Below are 20,163 nucleotides of genomic sequence, written 5' to 3' on the forward strand. Positions count from 1 at the left end.
CTGCCATACTGGCAGGGCTTTCAATACTATTGAACACTCTTCAGTTGTTGTCAGAGTATTCGTCTGATGAGCTGAATGCGATTGCTCAGATCGCATTCAATTTATAAAAAATGTGTAGATACCTATGCTCAATGGGAGAGGGTTAGGGAGAGGGAAATAATGTGGCAAAGCAATTTTTTTATGGCCTTGGGGCTAACTACGCTGTATCAAAAAGCCATAGGAAAGTGCTTGAAAAAATCTAAAAATAGACCAATATATGCACTACAGCACGAGGGTGCTGTATAGGCAAAAAGGTGAATGCAAATGGCAAAGAAAAAAGTCCTGCCTGAAGTTGAAGTTCGCAACTTTGTGGCAAAACACATGAACGATTTTAACAAAAGCCAAACTTTTGTAGATCGAAAGAAAAATGCAAAACGTGGCTATGCAAAGCACAAAAAAGGGGGATATTCGAATGATTATCTCCCTTTTTATTTCAGTGTGTTTTCTCAGTTTGTAGTCTACTAAATGATTCGGCTTCAGCATCTGCTTAAACAAAGTTCACATCATATTCCATACGTTTTACTGTTCGCTTCGCAATCTCTAGGCCATGCAATTTGGCCACAATATAAAGAGATGCATTGATCCCCGAAGAAATCCCCGCAGCATCTAAGACTTCAACTTCGTTGAATAATAAGATACCGACGTTCATTCAGATGGTTCCATGCGGGATTGAACGCATGGGTTTTGAGTTTAAATGTAGAACCTTAAAACACGGCTTATTTTGAAAATAAGTCTTCAAACATTTTGTTGAATGCGGATTTTTGTTGCGGTCTAGACGCTGTACTTTGATGTTTTGAGGCGTCATTGGTTTGCTGGAGTACGTGTTCCACTTGACTGGTCAATTGCTCAAACCATGTTGAGTCAGTGTGATGCGTCTGGTTTAGCTGTTTGACGCGCTGTGCAGCCAGTACCGATGGATCATTTTTCCCTAAGTGGCGCTGCTGTGAAGCAGTAATTTCTATACCGAGTAAGGGGGGGATACGAGAGCGGCTGACCGGAGCTTTGGATTTTGTTGGCTTGGTTGGGCGTGTATTGACTTGTTGTGCTTGGGACGGTCTAGGTCGAGTTGAGGATGCTTTTTCAATCGGTGTGTCGTGTTGCAGCTCTAACATTTTTTGTTTGAGTTGTGGATGGATCTTTGTCATATAAAAGGCAATTGCGACAGAAGCCAGAAAAAATAAAAAATCCATCATCACCTCGTTTTATTATTTTACATGAGTGGTCTTAAGCACTCACGATGCGTGTGGCAGATTTCACCATATCACCAAGACCATGAGTCTTGAAGTAATACTCCATCATGCTTTTCACCATCAATGGATTATTCATGCTCAAGGCTCGATCCAAGAGCTCTTTTGCATCTGGCATCGGCACGTGGCAGATGGCTTTACGGACTTTCAGGATATTACTCGAACTCATCGATAGGGTATTAAAGCCCATCGCCATCAGTAAAATAGCGGTGAGTGGATCACCGGCCATTTCCCCACAAATACTAATCGGCTTGTCGTATTTATGACATTCTTGCACCAAGCGAGTTAGCGCACGAAGTACGGCTGGGTGTGAGTGTGAATAGACATTGGCAACTCGTGGGTTATTTCGGTCAACCGCAAGTAAATATTGGGTTAAATCGTTTGATCCGACCGAGAAGAAGTCAACCAATTCAGCAAACTCATCGATCTGTAACAGCACACTCGGCACTTCGACCATGATGCCGATTTTTGGCTTGGTAATCTTCACCTGTTCTTCTTCTTGCACCGCTTGCCAGTCACGATCAAGCAAATACAACGCTTCTTCGACTTCGCTGACACTGGTCACCATCGGCAGCAAAATATGCAAGTTGTTCAGGCCAATACTGGCTTTGAGCATGGCACGAATTTGGGCTGAAAAAATCTCAGGATGATCGAGAGTAAAGCGAATTCCACGCCAACCCAGTGCTGAGTTTTCTTCTTCAATCGAGAAATAAGGCAGGTCTTTATCTGCACCAATATCGAGGGTACGCATCACCACTGGTTTATTGGCAAAATGACTCAGCTGTTGACGATAAATAGCGCGCTGTTCTTCTTCACCAGGGAAGCGATCACGCAGCATAAACGGAATTTCAGAACGGTATAGACCGACACCTTTGGCGCCACGTTGTACACCGCGAACCACATCGATCATCAAGCCAGTATTTACAAACAATCGAACTGCAACACCATCAGGGGTGATGGCATCTTTGGTTTCGTATTGCTTCAGATCTTTGGCAATTTGCTCTTCTTCTTTTTGAATCTCTTTATAGCGTGTGCGTAAACGACGAGGTGGATTGATGAATACACGACCTTGATGTGCATCGACAATCATTTCGACATCATCGAGGGTATTAATCGGCAGTTCAGTCACACCGACTACAGTTGGAATGCCGAGGGCACGTGCCACAATCACCATGTGTGAGTTCATGGCACCTTCGGTGGTCACAATCGCCGCGATTTTATCGACAGGGAGTTCAACCAAGGCAGCCGTAGAAATTTCCTCACCAATTAAAATGCTTTCATCGGTGATTTCACGGTGACTGGCATCTGCTTCTTGTAAATAAGCCAAGATACGACGCCCCAGATCTTTTAAGTCTGAAACACGTTCACGGAGATAGTCATCTTCCATCTGTGCAAACAGCGCAATGTGTTTATCAATAACAATGCGTACCGAACCTTGTGCCCAGTTACCGTCACGAATTTCACTTTTGATTTCCGCGGGGAGGGCATTGGCATCGAGCATTCGCAAGAACACGCTAAATAATGCACGTTCTTCGGCCATGAGGGCATCTTGCATTTTTTCATCGAGGGACAGAATTTCTTGACGAACTGCGTCTATGGCATTGTCGAGTAATTCGAGTTCTTCACTGATGTCATCGGCTTCACGATCGGGGACTGAAGCCAAGTCAGCAGGTGGATACAGGATGACTGCCCGGCCTAGCGCAATACCGCCTGAACCAGAAATACCTTGGAAAGTTTTATAGGCAGGGAGGTTGTTGGGTTTACGAAAGACTTCGATATTCCCGACGGCATGTGCATGGGCAATTACCCCTGAAAGTTGAGCGCATAGGGTCACGAGGAAGGATTCGGCAGCTTCGCTAAAGTCTTGAGGCTCTTTGTTTTGAACCACCAAGACGCCCATCACTTTACGGCGATACATCACCGGAACACCGAGGAAGGAATTGTAAATTTCTTCCCCTGTTTCTGGCAGATACATAAAGCGTTCGTGTTTGGGTGCATTGTCTAAGTTGACGATTTCTTCACGTTGTCCAACTAAGCCGACCAAACCCTCACTGGTATGCAAAGAGACATGCCCAACGGCTTCAGGGTTTAGGCCCTTAGAAGCCATCAGTAAATAACGATGATTTCGTTCATCAAGCAAGTAGATTGAGCAGACATCCACATGCATGGCTTCGGCCACTTGATTGACCATAATGTCTAAAGATTCATGCAAACTGGCCGACGCATTAATCTCTTGGACTATGCGTCTTAAGGTATCCAGTTGCATGTTCGACATCGTGTCTGCTCCAAAATTTATTCTGCTTTATTTATAACAACACTCATCCTAAAAATCTGCATCCATTCTGCAAATTTTTACGGTTTTTGCGGAAGCTGATTGCACAGCTCCACCATGGCTTTACGATATACATCGCGTTTAAAATTCACCACTTGACCCAAAGGGTACCAATAGCTGACCCATTGCCATTGATCAAACTCAGGTGGATCTGACAAATCCAGCTGAATATGCTGTGCTGAAGCTGTCAGTTTCAATAAAAACCACTTTTGCTTTTGACCAATACAAACGGGGTCTGAATCCGTACGTATATACCGATGTGGCAAACGATAGCGCAACCACCCTTGGGTTTGTGCTATCACCTGGACGTGTTCGGGCAGTAAGCCAACTTCTTCTCTCAGCTCACGGTAAAGTGCCTGTTCGGGGGTTTCTCCATGTTGGATACCTCCTTGTGGAAATTGCCAGGCATTGTGACCAATGCGCTTTGCCCATAAAACTTGTCCAATGTCGTTTGCCAAAATGATCCCGACGTTGGGTCGGAAACCTTCTGAATCGATCATTTGGCTACCTAAATATTGTGTAATTTATGACTTTGCTCACGGGGACGTTTATTTCTGTGTCCATCTCGAAAAAGCAAAGTGTAAAAATGTTAAAATTGTTATGATCTTAACGAATTTCTATCGACTAGCGGAGATAGATTTACAATTTTTTTCTTAAATTTCAGCTTTTACGAGTATTTTCATGAAATTGGCACTGTTTGACCTTGATCACACCTTATTAAATACCGACTCAGACCATTCTTGGGGGGAGTTTTTGGTCAATGAAGGCTTGGTTGATCCAATTCGTCATCGTGCCATGAATGACAAATTTTATGATGATTATAAAAAAGGCCAGCTTGACCCGATTGCTTATAACGAATTTGTATTTGAGTTTTTAACCCAACATGACAATGCCTACTTAACTGAGTTACATCAGTTGTTTATGAAAAAAGTTATTCGTGCGCAAATGCGTCCTGAGGGTTTTGCTGCCATTCAGCGCCATCAAGATGCAGGACATCAATTGGTCGGGATCACCGCAACGTCTGATTTTATTACCGCACCGATTTTTCGTGAATTTGGTATTACTGAAATCATTGCGACCAATGCCGAAGTTGTGGATGGTAAATATACGGGTAAAGTGATTAATACTCCGTGCTACCAAAAGGGCAAATTAGTCCGTTTGAATCAATGGTTAGAAGGTCGTGATGTGACAGAATCTTGGGCCTATTCAGATTCGATTAATGACCGCTTCCTATTGGAATATGCCGATCATGCCTTTGCAATTAACCCAGATGACCGTTTAGAAGTCCTTGCAAAAGAACAAGGTTGGGACATTCAAGACTGGTCAATTCAAGCCTAAAGATAAACATAAAAAAGCATCATTAGATGCTTTTTTATTTGACGTCCTTTTGATTAAACTTCGGCTCACTAATTTGAACTATCGCTCTATATGCAGACAGAAACTTCTTTTAAACATTTAATTCAAATCTTTATTGGGCCACGTGCTCAATCTTATTTAAAGTTCATTGAACAACAAGCTGGGCAGCACAGTGGCCTGAGTTGGGCTGGGTTAATTTTTGGACCCTATTGGTTGCTTTATCGGAAGATGTACCGCTATTTCTTCTTATTCTTTGCGGTTGGTTTTTTGATTAGCATGTTGGCGCTCATCATCGGTGTGCCTGATCAGGTTTTAATAGGACTATCATTGATTCCTAACCTTATACTCGCTGTGATTGGAAAGCATTTATATAGCGATTTTGCGGTGCAAAAGACCAAAGCCTATATGCAGCAGCCGAAATATAGTGAGCAGGTGTTTGCTGAAGAAGGCGGAGTGAACTGGGGGCTGCCTTTGTTGTTGGTATTTATTCAATCGGTCGTGATGATTATGCTCAGTTTGCCTTTTATTCAATTTTCACCGCTATAGTATTCTGTAATTGAGTGCGTGTTCGTTCCGTGTTATATCCTTAAAACAGAATAATTTTGTATCCATAAACAATAAGTTTTAACACGGAGAATGACAATGAGTGTACGTCCACGCATGACTCATCTATTTGAACAACTGGGTTTAGATTCGAGTGAAGACGCGATTGCTTTATTTATCGTGACGCATCAACTCAGTGCCCAAACTAAAATTACCGAAGCAGACTATTGGACAGATGCTCAGCGTCAGTTCTTGGCCGAAAAAATTAAGTCAGATGGTGAGTGGGCGATTATTGTCGATCAATTGAATGAATCATTACATGAAGATTCATTGACGAAATAAAACCCACAGGTCTTCCTTGGTTTTTTTAATGGGATCGGCTGAAATAGGCGATCCCATTTTTAATGAAAAACTGATGTTACGTACGTAAAAGTTATTTCGTGTTTTTAAAATGATTTTTAAGTCTATTCAACGAAGTCTTACATCTAGGAATTGAATAAATTGATTGGCCTTCGGCTGGAGGTACTTTTGTTTCGGCAAAAGTACCCAAAACCATTGTCATCCGCAAAACTCGTTCACTACCGTCTAATTATTCAAAGTATCGCAAAAACATTTTTGATGAGAAGTAGTCCTATCTCAAACACTTGCGGATGACCTTGCCGCGTATCGTTCTTATATTTGAATCAAATTGCACTTCTGATGTTACTGTATAACATCAGTGAAAAGAGGTTGAACTTTCACAATAAGTAAGAGCATCTATTGCTGACCTTGAGCCAAGCTACAAATATTGATGGCAGATTTGAAGGTCACTGCATTGTATATGATGACTATTCAACAAGGACTGTTCAACACTTGGCTAATCAAATCATTCGCTTTTTCTAAATGCTCAAACAGATCACTAAAAAAAGCCACCATAGCGGTGGCTTGATTAATAATTGAATTTTGTAGGCAAAAAATGAATTAGATGTGTTTCATCAATTCAACCAGTTTTTGTGCAGCAAGTGATTGAGTACGGCCTGGATGCCATACCATTCCCAATTGACGATTCATGTTTGAAGGTAAATTCAATTGTTTTAAATCTTGGTTCAATAATGTTTTAGGAAGGACTGACCAACCGAGACCAATTGAAACCAACATGCGAATCGACTCAAGTGAGTTATTGCTCATGGTGACTTTTGGCTTCAGGCCATACTTTTCAAACTCAGCCAAAGTAATTTGACTGGTATAGGTTTGCGCCGCAGGTAAAAGACTTGGGTATTGGATCAAATCTTCTAAGGTTAAATGTTCAACTTGCGCCAAAGGATGGAAAGGCGCAACCACGAATACTAATGGATCATTCCATGTCGTGATGTATTTTAAACGGCTGTCACCTTGTGGCGGTAAAGTCAAAAAAGCCAACTCTAAGTCGCCAGCTAAAACTTGCTCATGGGCTTGTTCAGAATCAACAAAGTGTACATCTAAGGTCACTTCTGGAAACTGTTGTACATATTGACGCAAATGCGCCGGTAAATGGTGTAAGCCGATATGATGGCTGGTACCAATTTTCAGTTTACCTTGAACCTGACCTTGCTCATGGCTGAGCGTATGGTGAATATCACCCAATTCATTCAGCCAGCTTTTTACTTTTGGCAAGAGAGAGTTTGCCGCATGCGTCGCTTGAACACCACGACCCGCGGATTCAAAAAGTTTGACACCGAAGTATTCTTCTAAACTGTGAATACGCTTGGTCACAGCAGGTTGCGTAATGAAGAGCTGATCTGCTGCCAAAGAGATCGAACCAGTTTCCATGACTTTTACAAAGGCTTCAAAGGCTGCGAGATTCATCTTCATTCCTATAAAGAATTTTTATGCGTAGTCTCATTGTTATAATATTTTAAGAATAAATCAAAGGAAAAGTTGTATCTTTTGATTTAAAACTAGGCGTTCAAGCCAGATGACGCTTTAAATCTGAGGGGATTTTCAGGGTTCAATAGTGTTATTTGAGTACTTGGTCACTGCATGATTTAAGATTGGGCTGTGACATTTTCAGCTCAAATGCGCTGTTACAAAGTTATTTTTTAAACCGAAACCAGAGTTATGCATAATATAAAAAATACAGGGCTGGAAAGTAATTCAACCGTTTGAATTAAAGAGGAGCGATGACGTTTCTTTTTAATTCAGTATTGAACTAAAACAAAAAAATGAACTCAAGTTTTGATGGCTTGGGGAACATACTTTTCAGTGAATAATTATAGCAACAGGTACAGTCATGGCTGCATCGATTAGCAATGTTGTACCTCACAGGGAGAAGGCGATGGATATTAAACACATTAAAAATTTATTGGATATTTTTGAAGGGACAGTCGAAAAGCGCTGTGCGATATATGAAATCGCAGATGACGAAGACGACGAAAACCGCGCAGCTGCCGAGTGTAATGCGGCAAAAAACAAACTGATTCTTGCGATAGAACAATTGGTTGAGGCGCATGATCAGTTGGCCTTACAGCAAAAAAACAAGCTTTGATGATCCGTCTGCAATTGAATCTATAGGATGAAAAAATAGAAAGTTAAAGTGGATAGAGTAAAAGAACGTTTTAAGGTCATTAAAAAAACCACCGTGATGGTGGTTTTTTTACAAGGAGCAGGGTTGGATTAAGCGGGGATATTTTCCTCTGCTGCTTTATCTTTCTTTTCCCATGCTTTTTCGTGGAAGAAAAAGGCAACCGCTTGAACAGTTGGTTCAAGTAAACTTAAGGTAATGGCCATTGCAATACTGCCAGTCACGTAATAACCAACCAACATCGCAACCGTGATATGCATGATGTAATAGCTCAAGGTTTTTTTGAACATGCGCTGATTATTTTCGACGAACTTGTTAATGTGTGCCATGAAAAAGCTCCTTGTTAAATTGATAAATCTTGGCAATGATTTAATAATAATGATTCTTATTTGCAATGTAAAAGAGAAAATTCGATTTATGATCATTGAATTTTTAAATTACTGTTTAAATAATGGCAGACAGTGAACAAAAAAGTCGGAGAAAATTCTAAAGTTTCATCTGCTGAAAGTATTGAAGTGAGCGTGTTTTAAACGCATTAATGGTCTTTAAAATGTAGCGGAAATCAGCAGTTAAATATCATTCCTATAAGTTTTTAAACTAATAAAAATGATAAATTAGATTTATGTGAATACGTGGTTATAATCGATTTAACGAAAGAATTTACCCAGTCCAGTGGAGCAAATCGACATGGCAGGCGAAACCCAAAAAGCGGAAACCCAAATAAAAAAAACCTTGTATGACAAATTGTGGGATGACCATCTAGTAAAACAGCGAGATGATGGCTCTTCATTATTGTATATCGACCGTCATTTATTGCATGAAGTGACTTCTCCACAAGCCTTTGAAGGGCTACAACTTGCAGGTCGTAAACCATGGCGTTTAAGCGCTAACGTTGCAACGCCAGACCATAACGTACCTACTTCTACTAAGGAGCGTGCTGAAGGTATTGCGGGTATTGAAGATGATACTTCACGTATCCAAGTGCAAACTTTAGATGACAACTGTAAAACCTTTAATGTTGCCCAGTTTGACATCAACGATGTACGCCAAGGGATTGCGCATGTGGTTGGGCCAGAACAAGGTTTAACCTTGCCCGGTATGACCGTGGTATGTGGTGACTCACATACTGCAACGCATGGTGCTTTTGGTTGCTTGGCTCATGGTATTGGCACATCTGAAGTTGAACACGTGTTGGCGACTCAATGCTTAGTTCAAAAGAAAATGAAGAACATGTTGGTGCGTGTTGACGGTCACTTGGGTCAAGGCGTAACTCCTAAAGACGTGGTTTTAGCAATTATCGGTAAAATCGGTACGGCAGGTGGTACAGGTCACGCAATTGAGTTTGGTGGTCAAGTATTCCGTGATATGTCGATCGAAGGTCGTATGACGGTGTGTAACATGGCGATCGAAGGTGGCGCGCGCGTGGGTATGGTGGCTGTCGATGACAAAACCATTGCCTATGTAAAAGACCGTCCATATGCACCGAAGGGCGAACAGTGGGATGCTGCAGTAGAATATTGGAATACTTTAGTGTCTGATGAAGGTGCGCATTTTGATACTGTTGTGGTATTGCAAGGTGAAGAGATTGAGCCACAAGTGTCTTGGGGGACTTCTCCTGAGATGGTGATTCCTGTATCTCAAGCAGTGCCAACTTTAGAACAAGCTAAAGATGACGTACAGCGTAATGACTGGACACGTGCATACAACTACATGGGCTTAGAAGCGGGTCAGGCATTGGCAGATATCCAATTAGACCGTGTATTTATTGGTTCATGTACCAACTCACGCATTGAAGATATTCGTGCAGCGGCTGAAGTGGCCAAAGGCAAAAAAGTGGCGGCATCGATTAAACAAGCCATGGTGGTTCCGGGTTCAGGTTTAGTCAAAGCACAAGCAGAAGCAGAAGGCTTAGATAAAATCTTAATCGAAGCGGGCTTTGAATGGCGTGAGCCGGGTTGCTCAATGTGTTTGGCAATGAATGCTGACAAGTTGCAACCGGGTGAGCACTGTGCATCAACGTCTAACCGTAACTTCGAAGGTCGTCAAGGTAATGGTGGTCGTACGCATTTGGTGAGTCCAGCAATGGCAGCAGCTGCGGCAATTGCAGGTCACTTCGTTGACGTTCGTACCTTCTAATCAGGGCTAATAGGAGCAAATCGCATGAAAAAATATACCGTTGAACAAGGTATCGTTGCACCATTAGACCGTGCCAATGTTGATACAGATTTAATTATTCCAAAACAGTTTTTGAAATCTATTAAGCGTACAGGCTTCGGAGCCAACTTATTTGATGAGTTGCGCTATTTGGATGAAGGCTATTTAGGTCAGGACATTTCAAAACGTCCGATTAACCCCGATTTCGAATTGAACAAACCGCGTTATCAAGGTGCGTCGATTTTGATCTCTCGTGCAAACTTTGGTTGTGGTTCGAGCCGTGAGCATGCGCCTTGGGCATTAGAAGAATATGGTTTCCGTACTGTCATTGCACCAAGCTATGCGGATATTTTCTTTAATAACAGCTTTAAAAATGGCATGTTGCCAGTGATCTTGTCTGAAGAGATCGTAGATCAGTTATTTAAAGAATGTGCTGCATCTGAAGGCTATCAATTAACCATTGATTTGGCTGCGCAAGAAGTACGTACACCGAGTGGTGAAGCATTTACATTTGAAGTCGATCCATTCCGTAAACACTGCCTATTGAATGGCTTGGATGATATCGGTTTAACCTTACAAGCAGCCGATGATATTCGCGCTTATGAAGAAAAAACCAAAGCATCTCGCCCTTGGGTATTTGCAGAAATTAAAGCTTAAGTCAGTGTCACTGTAGAACTTCTTAGTAGTCAGTCGGCTTAAGTCTTGTTAATATCAGGCGAAACAAAATTTATACGTTAGCCAGAATTTATCAGGTTGGGTTCGAAAAATGAAAAAGTTCTTCGGTCAGCTGGTTGTAACGGGAGCGCTGTTTGCAACGCTCTCTGCCTGTCAAAGCTTTGACACGGCACGCATTAAAAATGTGAAAGAAACTGAAAGTACAAAAAATAATGCTCTGATTTACTGTGCAGGTACAGCGCATTGTGAATTTGAGCGTTTTGATCAAATACAAGTGGTTGATCCAAATAATCAACATGTACAACGTGCTGCGATTAAAGCAGGCATTGTACGGTTGAATGGTCGTTCATTGTCTGAGCCTAATCCTTTGTATTTGTCTGTACCTTCAGGTCAGCATGAAGTCGTGATTCGCTATTATCCAATTTCTCAGGAAAAAGCAGAGCGCTTGCATGTCATTCACAACTTTAGGTCCAAACACGAGTACACCTTTAAAATGTACCGTGAGCGTTCAAAAAACACAGGCAGTTTACTAGATAAATCTGCGCCTGATCCGCTCTGTGTAGACTTAAAGCAAGGTGCAAAAACGATTCGACGTTTCTGCCGACCCTACAATGTCCTCACAGGACTTGGTGAGTTTGTAGAAAAGAAACTTTAAATCCGACTGGTAATCAAGCCAGCGTATAAATGGAAAGACTCATGTCAAAACATATTTTGATTTTACCAGGTGATGGTATTGGTCCTGAAATCGTGAAAGCGGCTGAACAAGTGCTGACACGTGTAAACGAAAAATTCAACTTAGGTTTGACTTGGGAACAAGGTCTTTTAGGTGGTGCAGCGATCGACGCGCACGGTTCACCTTATCCAGAAGTAACAGCAGCACAAGCGAAGACTGCTGATGCGATTTTATTGGGTGCAGTGGGTGGTCCTAAGTGGGATACCATTGAGCGTTCAATTCGTCCAGAACGTGGCCTATTAAAAATTCGTTCAGAATTAAATTTATTTGCCAATTTACGTCCAGCAATTCTTTATCCGCAGCTTGCAGATGCGTCGAGCTTAAAACCTGAAATCGTAGCAGGTTTGGATATCTTGATCGTACGTGAGTTAACTGGCGGGATCTATTTCGGTCAACCACGTGGTATTCGTGAACTCGAAAACGGTGAAAAACAAGGTTTCAATACTGACGTATATGCAGAATCTGAAATCAAGCGTATTGCCAAAGTTGCTTTTGAAATGGCGAACTTACGTGGTGGTAAAGTGTGTTCAGTGGATAAAGCCAACGTGCTAGAAGTGACTGAGCTTTGGAAACAAACCGTAACTGCGTTAAAAGAAGAGCAGTATCCTGAAATTAACTTGTCTCATATGTACGTTGACAATGCTGCCATGCAATTGGTCCGTGCGCCAAAACAGTTTGATGTAATCGTGACAGGTAACTTGTTCGGCGATATCTTGTCTGATGAAGCGGCGATGTTAACCGGTTCTATCGGCATGCTGCCATCGGCTTCTTTAGATGAAAATGGTAAAGGTATGTATGAACCTTGCCACGGTTCAGCACCAGACATCGCAGGTCAAAACATTGCGAACCCATTAGCAACAATTCTGTCTGTTGCTATGATGCTACGTTATACCTTCCGTGAAGAAGCGGCGGCAAAAGCAATTGAAGATGCTGTAGGTAATGTCTTAGATCAAGGCTTACGTACAGGTGACATCATGTCAGAAGGCAGTACTCAAGTCGGTACTGTTGAAATGGGTCAAGCTGTAGTTTCTGCATTGAACTAATGGCGAATCAAAAAACGCAGCGTTTATGCTGCGTTTTTTTGTGCCTACAAATTATCAATCCTAGAATTGATGCACTAACAGGTGCGACCAGTTAATCGGACATCAGTTGCAATATTATGCTTTATGCGAAATTGAATAAGGCAGTTTAACTCAACCTCATAGCGTGTATTTCCACTGGGAATCGGCACAGCAGCGCCGCTGCCCATGCCCATCGCAGGATTTTCCGCCATCGGTAAAGGAATACTAATCGGGCGTGCGACACGATAAAGGAGGTAGTCCGAACTGACCTCCACGGGAGAAGTCCTTTGATAGCCCAGTTTGCTGAGGTCGAGTTCTGCTTGAATCGTTTGGCTCGATTGACCAATAAATGAGGCTAAATAGCGTTCACGTTCAACGGATGAGAGAGTTGAAGTCGTGGTACAGCCAGCCAATAACACAATGCTTAGAACGCAACCCATGCTCAATGTGGAGTGAATAAAATGGTGATCTTCGTAAACCTGATGTTCCAAAATAAATTTCATGGATCAGCTCCTCACGAAATAAATTCAGTTTAGTCAGATTGGTCTGTATAACACTGTAGTCATTTGATACACGGTCATCCGAGCAGGATTAGCCTCTAGTATTCAAATACAGGATCAACAAGCTTTACTGACATAGTCAATGGATTCAACGATTTGGTTGCGTAATTTGAACTCGATTTTACATTCCATATCGACAGTGATTCCACCTTTAGAAGGCGTTGGGATCGGTGCGCCCATGGCTATACTGGTGCCGATATTTGGTGTACCAATCGGGATTGGCATCGAGCGTAAAATAGTATAGCTAAGTTTTTCGTTGCTTTGTACGGGTGCTCCCATCACTTTATAGCCCAATTGACTCAAGTTGAGCTCTTTACGAACTTGATCAGCTGGCTGTCCAATATCGTGTTGTAGGGATTGATTGAGTTGCTTTTGGCCTGTCGTGGCGCAAGCAACACAAAAGATAGCACCGACTAATCCTAGATGTTTCATATGATTTTATGTCCTTATATTTTGAATTTTATAATCGAATTTTTATGTTTTTAGACTGTAAAGGAAAGCAAATTTGCAGTCAATTTTTATCATTGCATTGAAATAGATACAAAAAAAAGCCACTTATAAAGTGGCTTTTTCGCTTCGCTAAAACTTAGCGCGCACGGTAAGTGATACGACCCTTAGTCAAATCATAAGGTGTCATTTCTACTTTAACACTGTCGCCAGTCAAAATACGGATATAGTGTTTACGCATTTTGCCAGAGATGTGAGCAATCACTTCATGACCGTTTTCTAAACGTACACGGAACATAGTATTAGGAAGCGTCTCGGTGACAACGCCTTCGAACTCGATGAGTTCCTCTTTATTGGCCATAGCCTACCTGAATGAATAAATTAGCAAGGCGCAAATTATAGTCAATTTTTTTTCAGAATACAAGCCGTAAAAGGCTTTGAACTGATCGACTGTCAGTAAAATAAGCGAACAATTCAGTTAAATATTTTCAACAAAAAATGTGTAGTAACAGTTGTCAGTTTGGTCAATCACAGTTAATCTAAAATCAATCTTTTTAAGTATAAATGAAGTACATACAAGGAAGGTTCTGGAGTGGGTCAGCTAACTGATGCATCTGTTGTGTTGCGTTTAGGGTATCAAGCGATTCGTCGTGCCGGATTGCCAACAGAAGAAATTTTAACAAAAGCGGGTGTAGCATTAAATCAGGTTGAAACCAATGACCGTACCCCATTGAATGCGCAATTTGCGTTCTGGGTGGCTGCAGAAGAAGTCAGTAAGGATCCTGATATTGGTTTGCATCTGGGTGAGCATTTGCCTTTATATCGAGGGCAGGTGATTGAACACTTATTCATTTCATCTGAGAATTTCGGTGAAGGTTTAAAGCGGGCTTTGGCGTATCAACGCCTCATTAGCGATGCCTTTCATGCGCAATTGGTGATTGAAGATGACCGCTGCTATTTGACCAATGGTCATCAGCCTTGGGCAGAAAATATCGTGAATCGTCATTTTTCTGAATGCGCGATGTCGGGTGTTTTGCGTTTCTTTAAGTTTATTACTGAAGGGCGTTTTCAGCCAATTTATATCGACTTTAACTTTAGTCAGGGCGCGCCAGATGATGAGTATTTCCGTGTCTATGAATGCCCTGTGAGTTTAGGGCAGAAAGAAACCCGATTATATTTTGATCCGGCTATTTTAGAGTATCAATTGTGGCAGGCAGAACCTGAGTTATTACAATTGCATGAGCAGTTAGCGATTGAAAAACTTCAGGAGTTGGCGCGTTATGATTTGGTTGGTGAAGTTCGCCGTGCTATTGGTTCAACGCTTGAAAGTGGTGAAACCACACTCGAAACGGTCGCTGCACAGCTCAACATTACCCCACGTCGTTTACGGACTCAGTTGTCAGAAGCCAATACCAGTTTTCAGCAAATTTTGTCAGACTATCGCTGTCGTTTAGCTAAAAAATTATTAGCCAATACCAATGAAAGTGTGGAGCGCATTGTGTACTTAACGGGTTTTTCTGAGCCAAGTACGTTCTATCGCGCATTTAAACGCTGGACCAATGAAACGCCCGTGGAATACCGTAAGCGGAAGCAGCGTTAAGGTTGATCTTCGATAAAATCCTTCCCTAAACAGAATCCCCCTTTTTCAAAGAGGGATTTTCATCTTTAGAATCTGGCAATGGCGGAAATGAAACACCCTCTCTGTGAAAGTGAGGTTGGGAGGGATTGTTTATTCAGGCATATTTAGCCAATGTGGTCCTAACGGAACTTGAGGAAGTTCAAACTGAGCTGGATAGTCTGCATGGATAAAATATAGTCCATCGGGTGGTGCGGTGACACCTGCTGCTTTACGATCTTCAGCCGCAAAAATATCGTCAATATGGTCAACTTCATACATACCTTGCCCAATTTCCAACAAACAGCCCATGATGTTACGCACCATGTGATGTAAAAAACCATCAGCCTGAATATCTAGGACCAAGTAACATCCATGTTGGATCAAGCGACAATGACTGACATGACGGACAGGTTGATTAGACTGACATGCTGCGGCACGGAAGCTTTCAAAGTTATGGGTGCCTTCAAATTTGGCAGCTGCACGTTGCATTTTCAGCACATCTAATTTTGCATAGACATGGGTCACTTGCTTGTACAGTAAAGCTGGACGCTGTGGATTGTTATAGACCACATAGCGATAACGACGCGCTTGCGCCTTAAAGCGGGCATGGAAGTCCTGATCCATTTCCTTAATCCATTGGATGGAGATATCACGAGGTAATTGGCTATTACTGCCCATTAACCATCCACGAATGGGACGAATCGCCTGAGTATCGAAATGTGCCACCATATTGGTTGCATGGACACCAGCATCTGTTCGGCCAGCACCGTGCAACATGATTGGCTCATTGGCCACTTTACTGAGGACGGTTTCAATGGTTTCTTGCACGCTTGGTACGCCCGGTTGCTGAGTTTGCCAGCCCTTGTATTGCATGCCACAAAACTCAATCCCAATCGCAAAACGTTGCATATTTACCTCAAATGACTTAATCGTTCCAATGCGCAGTCCAGTCTGCGTCACTGCCGTATTGTAAATACATTTTCAAACATTTGGCATAAAGATCTGCATGCCCCAAACAATTACTCAGTAAAATTCCGCTGTCTTTGACCCAGTCACTCACAGCATAGCGCTGATCTATACCGCCATGAACAACCTGTGTACTTAAGATAATTTTGCAATTTTTTTGTTGTATGGCTTTCAATACATTGAGTAATTCAGCATCAACGGCAATGTTGCCTGTGCCAAAACCTTGCAGAATTAAAACATCTGGCGTGTGTGTAAGCAGGGCGGCTAAATTTTGACTGTGTAGATCAGTTGCTATCGGTTGCCACATCCAATTCAGGCAATTGAAATGAGCTGCTTTGTCTAAATCATTGGCTTGAACAATATACGGCGATGTCAGCATTGAAAGTGGCTGTGTGGCTGGCAGCCCATCAAAGGCTTTCAGATCGGTTGTATGTACTTTTAATGCGGATTGAGCATGCATCAGTTGATGATGAAAGGCCAAATAAACCCCAACACTCAATTGATGTATCGATTCCAATGCAAAATTTAAATTGTCGATGGCATCAGTAAATTCACGGGTATTGTCACCAGCCACATTAAACAGCGGATATTGGCTGCCTGTAAGCACGATATGAGCAGACTGTCCTATAAAGTGTGCAAGCACTGCACTGGCATAGCTAAGCGTGTCTGTACCATGAATAATTACGAAATGCTGAAATTGTTGTAATTGTAAGCTTTGAATTTGTTGAATCAGCGCCAGCCAGTCGGGCGCAGTACAAGCACTACTGTCACGAATGACAGGTGCAACAAAACATTCAATGTTTAGGTGTAGTGGCAGCACATGCTGTAATTTAGGTAAAAACGCATTCGCTGGCATGGGGCTTAACGGTTCACCGATACAACCGAAGGTACCACCCATATAAATAAGAGCAATTTTTTTCATCATAAAAAAAGCAGCCTTGAAAGACTGCTTTAGTTTAAATCGCTTTTGCTTAAGATGCGATTTGATTCAGTAACTGATCTGCTTGTTGACGCTGAGCTGAAGAAAACTCAGCCTCTTTTTCAGTTAAAATTTCACGTGCAGCGTCATAAGCACCTAGTTTGATGTATTGCGCTGCCAACTCAAGATTCAATTCAATTTCATTGACTTCAACCAGTTCAGGGAAAGATTGAACCAATGGATCGTTTTGGTCTGTAGCAGATGGGGTTAACGGTGTGCTTAAACCGCTAATGTCAAAACTCACACCACTTGAAGCAGGGGCTGCAGGTTTAACTTCAGGCGTAGACTCTAAGCTAAACTCTGTTGCTGGAGCGACAACTGCTTCTTCTGTTTTTGCTGTTTCAAAAGCACCTAAGTCAAAGTTTAAGGTTGGGGCTTCAACTTTGTTTTCTTCTACAACCGATGTTTCTGTTGTAAATGAAAAATCTAAAGGTTCGATTTTTTCTTCTACAGTTTGTGTTTTGGTTTCAGCCGCAGCTTCAGTGCTTGGGGCAAAGTCCATTGCAAAATCAATCGGTTTGATTTCTTCAACGGCAGGAGATGGCTGAGCAATCTCTTCGGTTTTCGGTGTTGCTTCAAGTGCAGGTTCTGGTGAAATTGAAAGCGTGTCAAATTCAAGCGGCTGTATTTTTTCAGCAGGAGCACTTTCAACTGGGGTAGAAATGTCTGCTTTTGCAGGCGTATCAGTGGTGAAATTAAACTCTAGAGGCTTTTGTTCTTCAGAGATTGGTTTAGTTGGCGCTGAATTCATGAGCGCATCAAAATCTGAGGTATTGTTTGTAATTTTAGGAGTTGATGATGTAGAAGAATGATGAATCGCAATATCTTCATCAACATGTGAATTGTCAAACTCTACTTTTTTTGCTTCAGCTTGTTCTAAAATTTCATCGAGTTCAAGTGAACGAATATGGCTTAGCAATTGGCTGATGGCAAATTCGTCTTTTTGTAAAATGTGAATATCTAATAGATATAGATACAACTCATGTTGTGAGTTATCACGTTTTAACGATTGATTGATTTGCGCTTCAGCAGAAAAGAAATTACGTTCTGCAATTAATTTTTCAATTTTGCCACGAGCATCGGTCGTTAATGGTGTCATTGATTTTTTTTCAATGACACTGCTTTCAACCATTTGATTTTTCTTCGGAGTCGCTTTGGCCGAAACACCCGTTTTCTTGGTTTTAGTGGATGTTGGTTTGGCTTTATCTGATTCTTGATCTTTTTGGCGTTTGTTTAAAAAAACCAATACGATCACTAAGATCACTAATGGAATCACATAAATCAGCATGTTTTAACCCCTTGGAGATAGAGCGATATAAAGTTGCACTCATCCCTATAAAATCTTGATTGGTAACGTTTTAGTTTATTGGCTTCTTTTATCTGCTTGTTGAGCTTTCAACTGTTGTTGCAGTTGAGCAAGACGAGCATTTAATAATTGAATTCTGTGATCCTTTTGATTTAGCGCCAATTCTAATTGAGTTACGTTTCTCTGTAATTTAACGTTTTTTTCACGAGATGTCATAACTTTTAATGACAACTCTTTCGAAGTTTTGTTCTTTTCTGCTGCACTGTTGGCAGAAGATTGTGCCGAATCTTGCGCTTTCTCTGCAACCAGACTCATTTCAGCTTGATTCAAGCGGTATTTGGTTTTGCCTGACTGCTTCGAAGGTACTTTGGCAAGTTCTGCAGCAGAGACTTTTACAGGCTGTTTTGCTTGCTGCATACCATGCAGATTTAAGGCCGCACCACGGCGCAGACGGTTTACATCGCCTTGAATGAATGCATGTTCGTTGCTGTTTTTAATCTGTTGCATGACTTCAGAAACAGGGCGGTTTTGTTCTGTCGCAATACGTGAGGCAATCCCCCAAAGGCTTTCATTTGAGCGAACCACATATTTTGCCGCAGGTGTTGCTGTTGATGCAGCTGCAGTACTTGTTGGTTTTGGTGTAGATGCTGTTTGAGTTGTCGTTGTTGGATTTTCATGTTTTTGAGCTGCCTGCTCAGCAGCAAATTTTTGTGCCAATGGGTCTTGAGATCTTGCAGTTGATGCTGTTGCAGCTTGCATTTCTGAACTGACAGAGCCGGTCGAATTGGTTTTTGTAACTTGCGAAATTGATGTTTCAGAACCTGATGAAGTACTTGCGCTATTTTGCTCCGCAGGTGCGACGCTATAATTTTGCACATGCGTGACAGGTTCAATCGCAACAGGCGTTGACGTTGCTAATTGTGCTAACTTTGGCGGTGCTTTGGTGCTGAGTAATAAGGGTTGTTCTGCAGCTACAGGTGCTTTTGCGGTGTAGAGGGTGCTAACAGGTAAATTTAAGGCAATTTCTTTTTCATTTACGATCACGACAGGTGCTAAAGCACGTTCATTGGCACGGGTTTGAGTCGCATTCGACGGCGCTGGATTGCGTTTTAATGGTGTGCGAATTTGTTGCAGGCGTGAAGCATTACCTTCTTTAATATTGACAATAAAATTAAGCTCAGCATCGGTCACTGGACGCGAAGAGGTAATGGTAATTACCCCATTGCCTGCACCATCACGACGCGTGAAGAAGTTTAAATGCCCCGGTGGTTGATGCCCTGTACCCATACTCAATAAATCCTCTGCCGTGGCTAAACTTGCATTGAGCGGCACAGATGTATTTGAGTGGCGAAAATGAATCTCAGCGTACAGCAATTCCCCGGGTGCTGACTGGACTTGTACAGGATCAATGCTGATCGCTTGAATGTTTTGAGATGCAATAACGGCTAAAATGGCGATCTTTAATTTGTTATATACGGTCATCTTAATCTTTAGCTCGAATATATGTCGCATGGCGAAAATTATAGATTAGCGAGTTGTCAAAGAATTGTAAAATATTTACACGACAGTTACATAAAAAAGCCGATCAATTGTGATCGGCTTCCTGTT

At 41.9% G+C, this 20,163-nt stretch carries 23 protein-coding genes; 10 read left to right on the forward strand and 13 right to left on the reverse strand.

The window, feature by feature from the left end:
* The first annotated feature begins 303 nt into the window (after positions 1-303).
* A complete protein-coding gene (locus FTT94_RS12395) occupies positions 304-504 on the forward strand; it encodes a hypothetical protein (protein WP_180042069.1) in 201 nt (66 codons plus the stop codon).
* Between the two features lie 22 nt (positions 505-526).
* Here FTT94_RS12395 and FTT94_RS12400 read toward each other — a convergent pair whose 3' ends face one another.
* The 4 genes from FTT94_RS12400 to FTT94_RS12415 form a co-directional block, all read right to left on the reverse strand.
* Positions 527-688 (reverse strand): hypothetical protein, encoded by a 162-nt coding sequence (locus FTT94_RS12400; RefSeq protein ID WP_180048824.1) that lies wholly within the window; start codon positions 686-688, stop codon positions 527-529.
* Positions 689-755: 67 nt separating this feature from the next.
* Positions 756-1,184 carry a hypothetical protein gene (locus FTT94_RS12405; RefSeq protein WP_180170883.1) on the reverse strand — a complete coding sequence of 143 codons (429 nt, stop codon included), beginning with the start codon at positions 1,182-1,184 and terminating at the stop codon, positions 756-758.
* A 79-nt stretch (positions 1,185-1,263) separates the two neighbouring features.
* Positions 1,264-3,561, reverse strand: a complete 2,298-nt coding sequence (gene ptsP / locus FTT94_RS12410; RefSeq protein ID WP_168377918.1) for a phosphoenolpyruvate--protein phosphotransferase — start codon at positions 3,559-3,561, stop codon at positions 1,264-1,266.
* 77 nt (positions 3,562-3,638) lie between these two features.
* Positions 3,639-4,118 carry an RNA pyrophosphohydrolase gene (locus tag FTT94_RS12415; protein WP_078189729.1) on the reverse strand — a complete coding sequence of 160 codons (480 nt, stop codon included), beginning with the start codon at positions 4,116-4,118 and terminating at the stop codon, positions 3,639-3,641.
* A gap of 181 nt (positions 4,119-4,299) precedes the next feature.
* Here FTT94_RS12415 and FTT94_RS12420 point away from each other — a divergent pair, with 181 nt between their 5' ends.
* The 3 genes from FTT94_RS12420 to FTT94_RS12430 all read left to right on the forward strand — a co-directional run bounded on the left by FTT94_RS12420 (position 4,300) and on the right by FTT94_RS12430 (position 5,859).
* A complete protein-coding gene (locus FTT94_RS12420; RefSeq protein WP_111884093.1) occupies positions 4,300-4,956 on the forward strand; it encodes an HAD family phosphatase in 657 nt (218 codons plus the stop codon).
* 90 nt (positions 4,957-5,046) lie between these two features.
* A complete protein-coding gene (locus tag FTT94_RS12425; protein ID WP_180170884.1) occupies positions 5,047-5,520 on the forward strand; it encodes a DUF2628 domain-containing protein in 474 nt (157 codons plus the stop codon).
* A 96-nt stretch (positions 5,521-5,616) separates the two neighbouring features.
* A complete protein-coding gene (locus FTT94_RS12430) occupies positions 5,617-5,859 on the forward strand; it encodes a DUF2789 family protein (RefSeq protein WP_078189726.1) in 243 nt (80 codons plus the stop codon).
* Between the two features lie 618 nt (positions 5,860-6,477).
* Here the strand turns inward: FTT94_RS12430 and FTT94_RS12435 are convergent.
* The gene (locus FTT94_RS12435; protein WP_078189725.1) at positions 6,478-7,341 is read right to left on the reverse strand and encodes a LysR family transcriptional regulator; all 864 of its coding nucleotides are present in this window, start codon (positions 7,339-7,341) and stop codon (positions 6,478-6,480) included.
* A gap of 469 nt (positions 7,342-7,810) precedes the next feature.
* Here FTT94_RS12435 and FTT94_RS12440 point away from each other — a divergent pair, with 469 nt between their 5' ends.
* Positions 7,811-8,020 carry a hypothetical protein gene (locus tag FTT94_RS12440; protein ID WP_168377916.1) on the forward strand — a complete coding sequence of 70 codons (210 nt, stop codon included), beginning with the start codon at positions 7,811-7,813 and terminating at the stop codon, positions 8,018-8,020.
* 128 nt (positions 8,021-8,148) lie between these two features.
* Here FTT94_RS12440 and FTT94_RS12445 read toward each other — a convergent pair whose 3' ends face one another.
* Positions 8,149-8,385 carry a DUF2061 domain-containing protein gene (locus tag FTT94_RS12445; RefSeq protein WP_078189723.1) on the reverse strand — a complete coding sequence of 79 codons (237 nt, stop codon included), beginning with the start codon at positions 8,383-8,385 and terminating at the stop codon, positions 8,149-8,151.
* 358 nt (positions 8,386-8,743) lie between these two features.
* Between FTT94_RS12445 and leuC the strand changes: the two genes are divergently transcribed.
* The 4 genes from leuC (at position 8,744) to leuB (ending at position 12,661) form a co-directional block, all read left to right on the forward strand.
* Positions 8,744-10,192 carry a 3-isopropylmalate dehydratase large subunit gene (leuC, locus tag FTT94_RS12450; protein WP_180170885.1) on the forward strand — a complete coding sequence of 483 codons (1,449 nt, stop codon included), beginning with the start codon at positions 8,744-8,746 and terminating at the stop codon, positions 10,190-10,192.
* A 24-nt stretch (positions 10,193-10,216) separates the two neighbouring features.
* Positions 10,217-10,867, forward strand: coding sequence for a 3-isopropylmalate dehydratase small subunit (gene leuD / locus FTT94_RS12455; protein ID WP_078189721.1), 651 nt, complete (start codon positions 10,217-10,219; stop codon positions 10,865-10,867).
* Between the two features lie 109 nt (positions 10,868-10,976).
* Positions 10,977-11,540, forward strand: coding sequence for a hypothetical protein (locus FTT94_RS12460; RefSeq protein WP_168377913.1), 564 nt, complete (start codon positions 10,977-10,979; stop codon positions 11,538-11,540).
* Positions 11,541-11,581: 41 nt separating this feature from the next.
* Positions 11,582-12,661, forward strand: coding sequence for a 3-isopropylmalate dehydrogenase (leuB, locus tag FTT94_RS12465; RefSeq protein WP_078192754.1), 1,080 nt, complete (start codon positions 11,582-11,584; stop codon positions 12,659-12,661).
* A gap of 74 nt (positions 12,662-12,735) precedes the next feature.
* On the opposite strand, the gene FTT94_RS12470 is transcribed toward leuB, so the two are convergent.
* The 3 genes from FTT94_RS12470 to infA all read right to left on the reverse strand — a co-directional run bounded on the left by FTT94_RS12470 (position 12,736) and on the right by infA (position 14,047).
* Positions 12,736-13,182 (reverse strand): hypothetical protein, encoded by a 447-nt coding sequence (locus FTT94_RS12470; RefSeq protein ID WP_257222549.1) that lies wholly within the window; start codon positions 13,180-13,182, stop codon positions 12,736-12,738.
* Positions 13,183-13,296: 114 nt separating this feature from the next.
* Positions 13,297-13,671 (reverse strand): hypothetical protein, encoded by a 375-nt coding sequence (locus tag FTT94_RS12475; RefSeq protein WP_180170886.1) that lies wholly within the window; start codon positions 13,669-13,671, stop codon positions 13,297-13,299.
* Positions 13,672-13,825: 154 nt separating this feature from the next.
* Positions 13,826-14,047: a translation initiation factor IF-1 gene (gene infA, locus FTT94_RS12480; protein ID WP_001284370.1), complete on the reverse strand. Its 222-nt coding sequence runs from the start codon at positions 14,045-14,047 to the stop codon at positions 13,826-13,828.
* A 231-nt stretch (positions 14,048-14,278) separates the two neighbouring features.
* Between infA and FTT94_RS12485 the strand changes: the two genes are divergently transcribed.
* Positions 14,279-15,286 carry an AraC family transcriptional regulator gene (locus tag FTT94_RS12485; RefSeq protein WP_078189717.1) on the forward strand — a complete coding sequence of 336 codons (1,008 nt, stop codon included), beginning with the start codon at positions 14,279-14,281 and terminating at the stop codon, positions 15,284-15,286.
* Positions 15,287-15,415: 129 nt separating this feature from the next.
* On the opposite strand, the gene truA is transcribed toward FTT94_RS12485, so the two are convergent.
* The 4 genes from truA to FTT94_RS12505 form a co-directional block, all read right to left on the reverse strand.
* Complete coding sequence (truA, locus tag FTT94_RS12490) at positions 15,416-16,213, reverse strand: tRNA pseudouridine(38-40) synthase TruA (protein WP_180113565.1); 798 nt, start codon at positions 16,211-16,213, stop codon at positions 15,416-15,418.
* A 16-nt stretch (positions 16,214-16,229) separates the two neighbouring features.
* On the reverse strand, positions 16,230-17,192 hold the full coding sequence (locus FTT94_RS12495; RefSeq protein ID WP_180170895.1) for an asparaginase domain-containing protein: 963 nt from the start codon (positions 17,190-17,192) through the stop codon (positions 16,230-16,232).
* Between the two features lie 49 nt (positions 17,193-17,241).
* Positions 17,242-18,537, reverse strand: a complete 1,296-nt coding sequence (locus FTT94_RS12500; protein WP_180170887.1) for a fimbrial protein FimV — start codon at positions 18,535-18,537, stop codon at positions 17,242-17,244.
* A 75-nt stretch (positions 18,538-18,612) separates the two neighbouring features.
* Complete coding sequence (locus FTT94_RS12505; protein WP_180170888.1) at positions 18,613-20,037, reverse strand: hypothetical protein; 1,425 nt, start codon at positions 20,035-20,037, stop codon at positions 18,613-18,615.
* Positions 20,038-20,163 lie beyond the last annotated feature (126 nt).

The sequence above is a fragment of the Acinetobacter sp. YH12027 genome, assembly GCF_013420085.1.
GTDB classification, from domain to species: domain Bacteria; phylum Pseudomonadota; class Gammaproteobacteria; order Pseudomonadales; family Moraxellaceae; genus Acinetobacter; species Acinetobacter amyesii.

Bases quoted from the DNA above. Each gene is read 5' to 3' on its own strand.
- FTT94_RS12395 (WP_180042069.1), top strand. From the start codon at position 304: ATGGCAAAGAAAAAAGTCCTGCCTGAAGTTGAAGTTCGCAACTTTGTG.
- FTT94_RS12400 (WP_180048824.1), bottom strand. From the start codon at position 688: ATGAACGTCGGTATCTTATTATTCAACGAAGTTGAAGTCTTAGATGCT.
- FTT94_RS12405 (WP_180170883.1), bottom strand. From the start codon at position 1,184: ATGACAAAGATCCATCCACAACTCAAACAAAAAATGTTAGAGCTGCAA.
- ptsP (WP_168377918.1), bottom strand. From the start codon at position 3,561: ATGTCGAACATGCAACTGGATACCTTAAGACGCATAGTCCAAGAGATT.
- FTT94_RS12415 (WP_078189729.1), bottom strand. From the start codon at position 4,118: ATGATCGATTCAGAAGGTTTCCGACCCAACGTCGGGATCATTTTGGCA.
- FTT94_RS12420 (WP_111884093.1), top strand. From the start codon at position 4,300: ATGAAATTGGCACTGTTTGACCTTGATCACACCTTATTAAATACCGAC.
- FTT94_RS12425 (WP_180170884.1), top strand. From the start codon at position 5,047: ATGCAGACAGAAACTTCTTTTAAACATTTAATTCAAATCTTTATTGGG.
- FTT94_RS12430 (WP_078189726.1), top strand. From the start codon at position 5,617: ATGAGTGTACGTCCACGCATGACTCATCTATTTGAACAACTGGGTTTA.
- FTT94_RS12435 (WP_078189725.1), bottom strand. From the start codon at position 7,341: ATGAATCTCGCAGCCTTTGAAGCCTTTGTAAAAGTCATGGAAACTGGT.
- FTT94_RS12440 (WP_168377916.1), top strand. From the start codon at position 7,811: ATGGATATTAAACACATTAAAAATTTATTGGATATTTTTGAAGGGACA.
- FTT94_RS12445 (WP_078189723.1), bottom strand. From the start codon at position 8,385: ATGGCACACATTAACAAGTTCGTCGAAAATAATCAGCGCATGTTCAAA.
- leuC (WP_180170885.1), top strand. From the start codon at position 8,744: ATGGCAGGCGAAACCCAAAAAGCGGAAACCCAAATAAAAAAAACCTTG.
- leuD (WP_078189721.1), top strand. From the start codon at position 10,217: ATGAAAAAATATACCGTTGAACAAGGTATCGTTGCACCATTAGACCGT.
- FTT94_RS12460 (WP_168377913.1), top strand. From the start codon at position 10,977: ATGAAAAAGTTCTTCGGTCAGCTGGTTGTAACGGGAGCGCTGTTTGCA.
- leuB (WP_078192754.1), top strand. From the start codon at position 11,582: ATGTCAAAACATATTTTGATTTTACCAGGTGATGGTATTGGTCCTGAA.
- FTT94_RS12470 (WP_257222549.1), bottom strand. From the start codon at position 13,182: ATGAAATTTATTTTGGAACATCAGGTTTACGAAGATCACCATTTTATT.
- FTT94_RS12475 (WP_180170886.1), bottom strand. From the start codon at position 13,671: ATGAAACATCTAGGATTAGTCGGTGCTATCTTTTGTGTTGCTTGCGCC.
- infA (WP_001284370.1), bottom strand. From the start codon at position 14,047: ATGGCCAATAAAGAGGAACTCATCGAGTTCGAAGGCGTTGTCACCGAG.
- truA (WP_180113565.1), bottom strand. From the start codon at position 16,213: ATGCAACGTTTTGCGATTGGGATTGAGTTTTGTGGCATGCAATACAAG.
- FTT94_RS12495 (WP_180170895.1), bottom strand. From the start codon at position 17,192: ATGAAAAAAATTGCTCTTATTTATATGGGTGGTACCTTCGGTTGTATC.
- FTT94_RS12500 (WP_180170887.1), bottom strand. From the start codon at position 18,537: ATGCTGATTTATGTGATTCCATTAGTGATCTTAGTGATCGTATTGGTT.
- FTT94_RS12505 (WP_180170888.1), bottom strand. From the start codon at position 20,037: ATGACCGTATATAACAAATTAAAGATCGCCATTTTAGCCGTTATTGCA.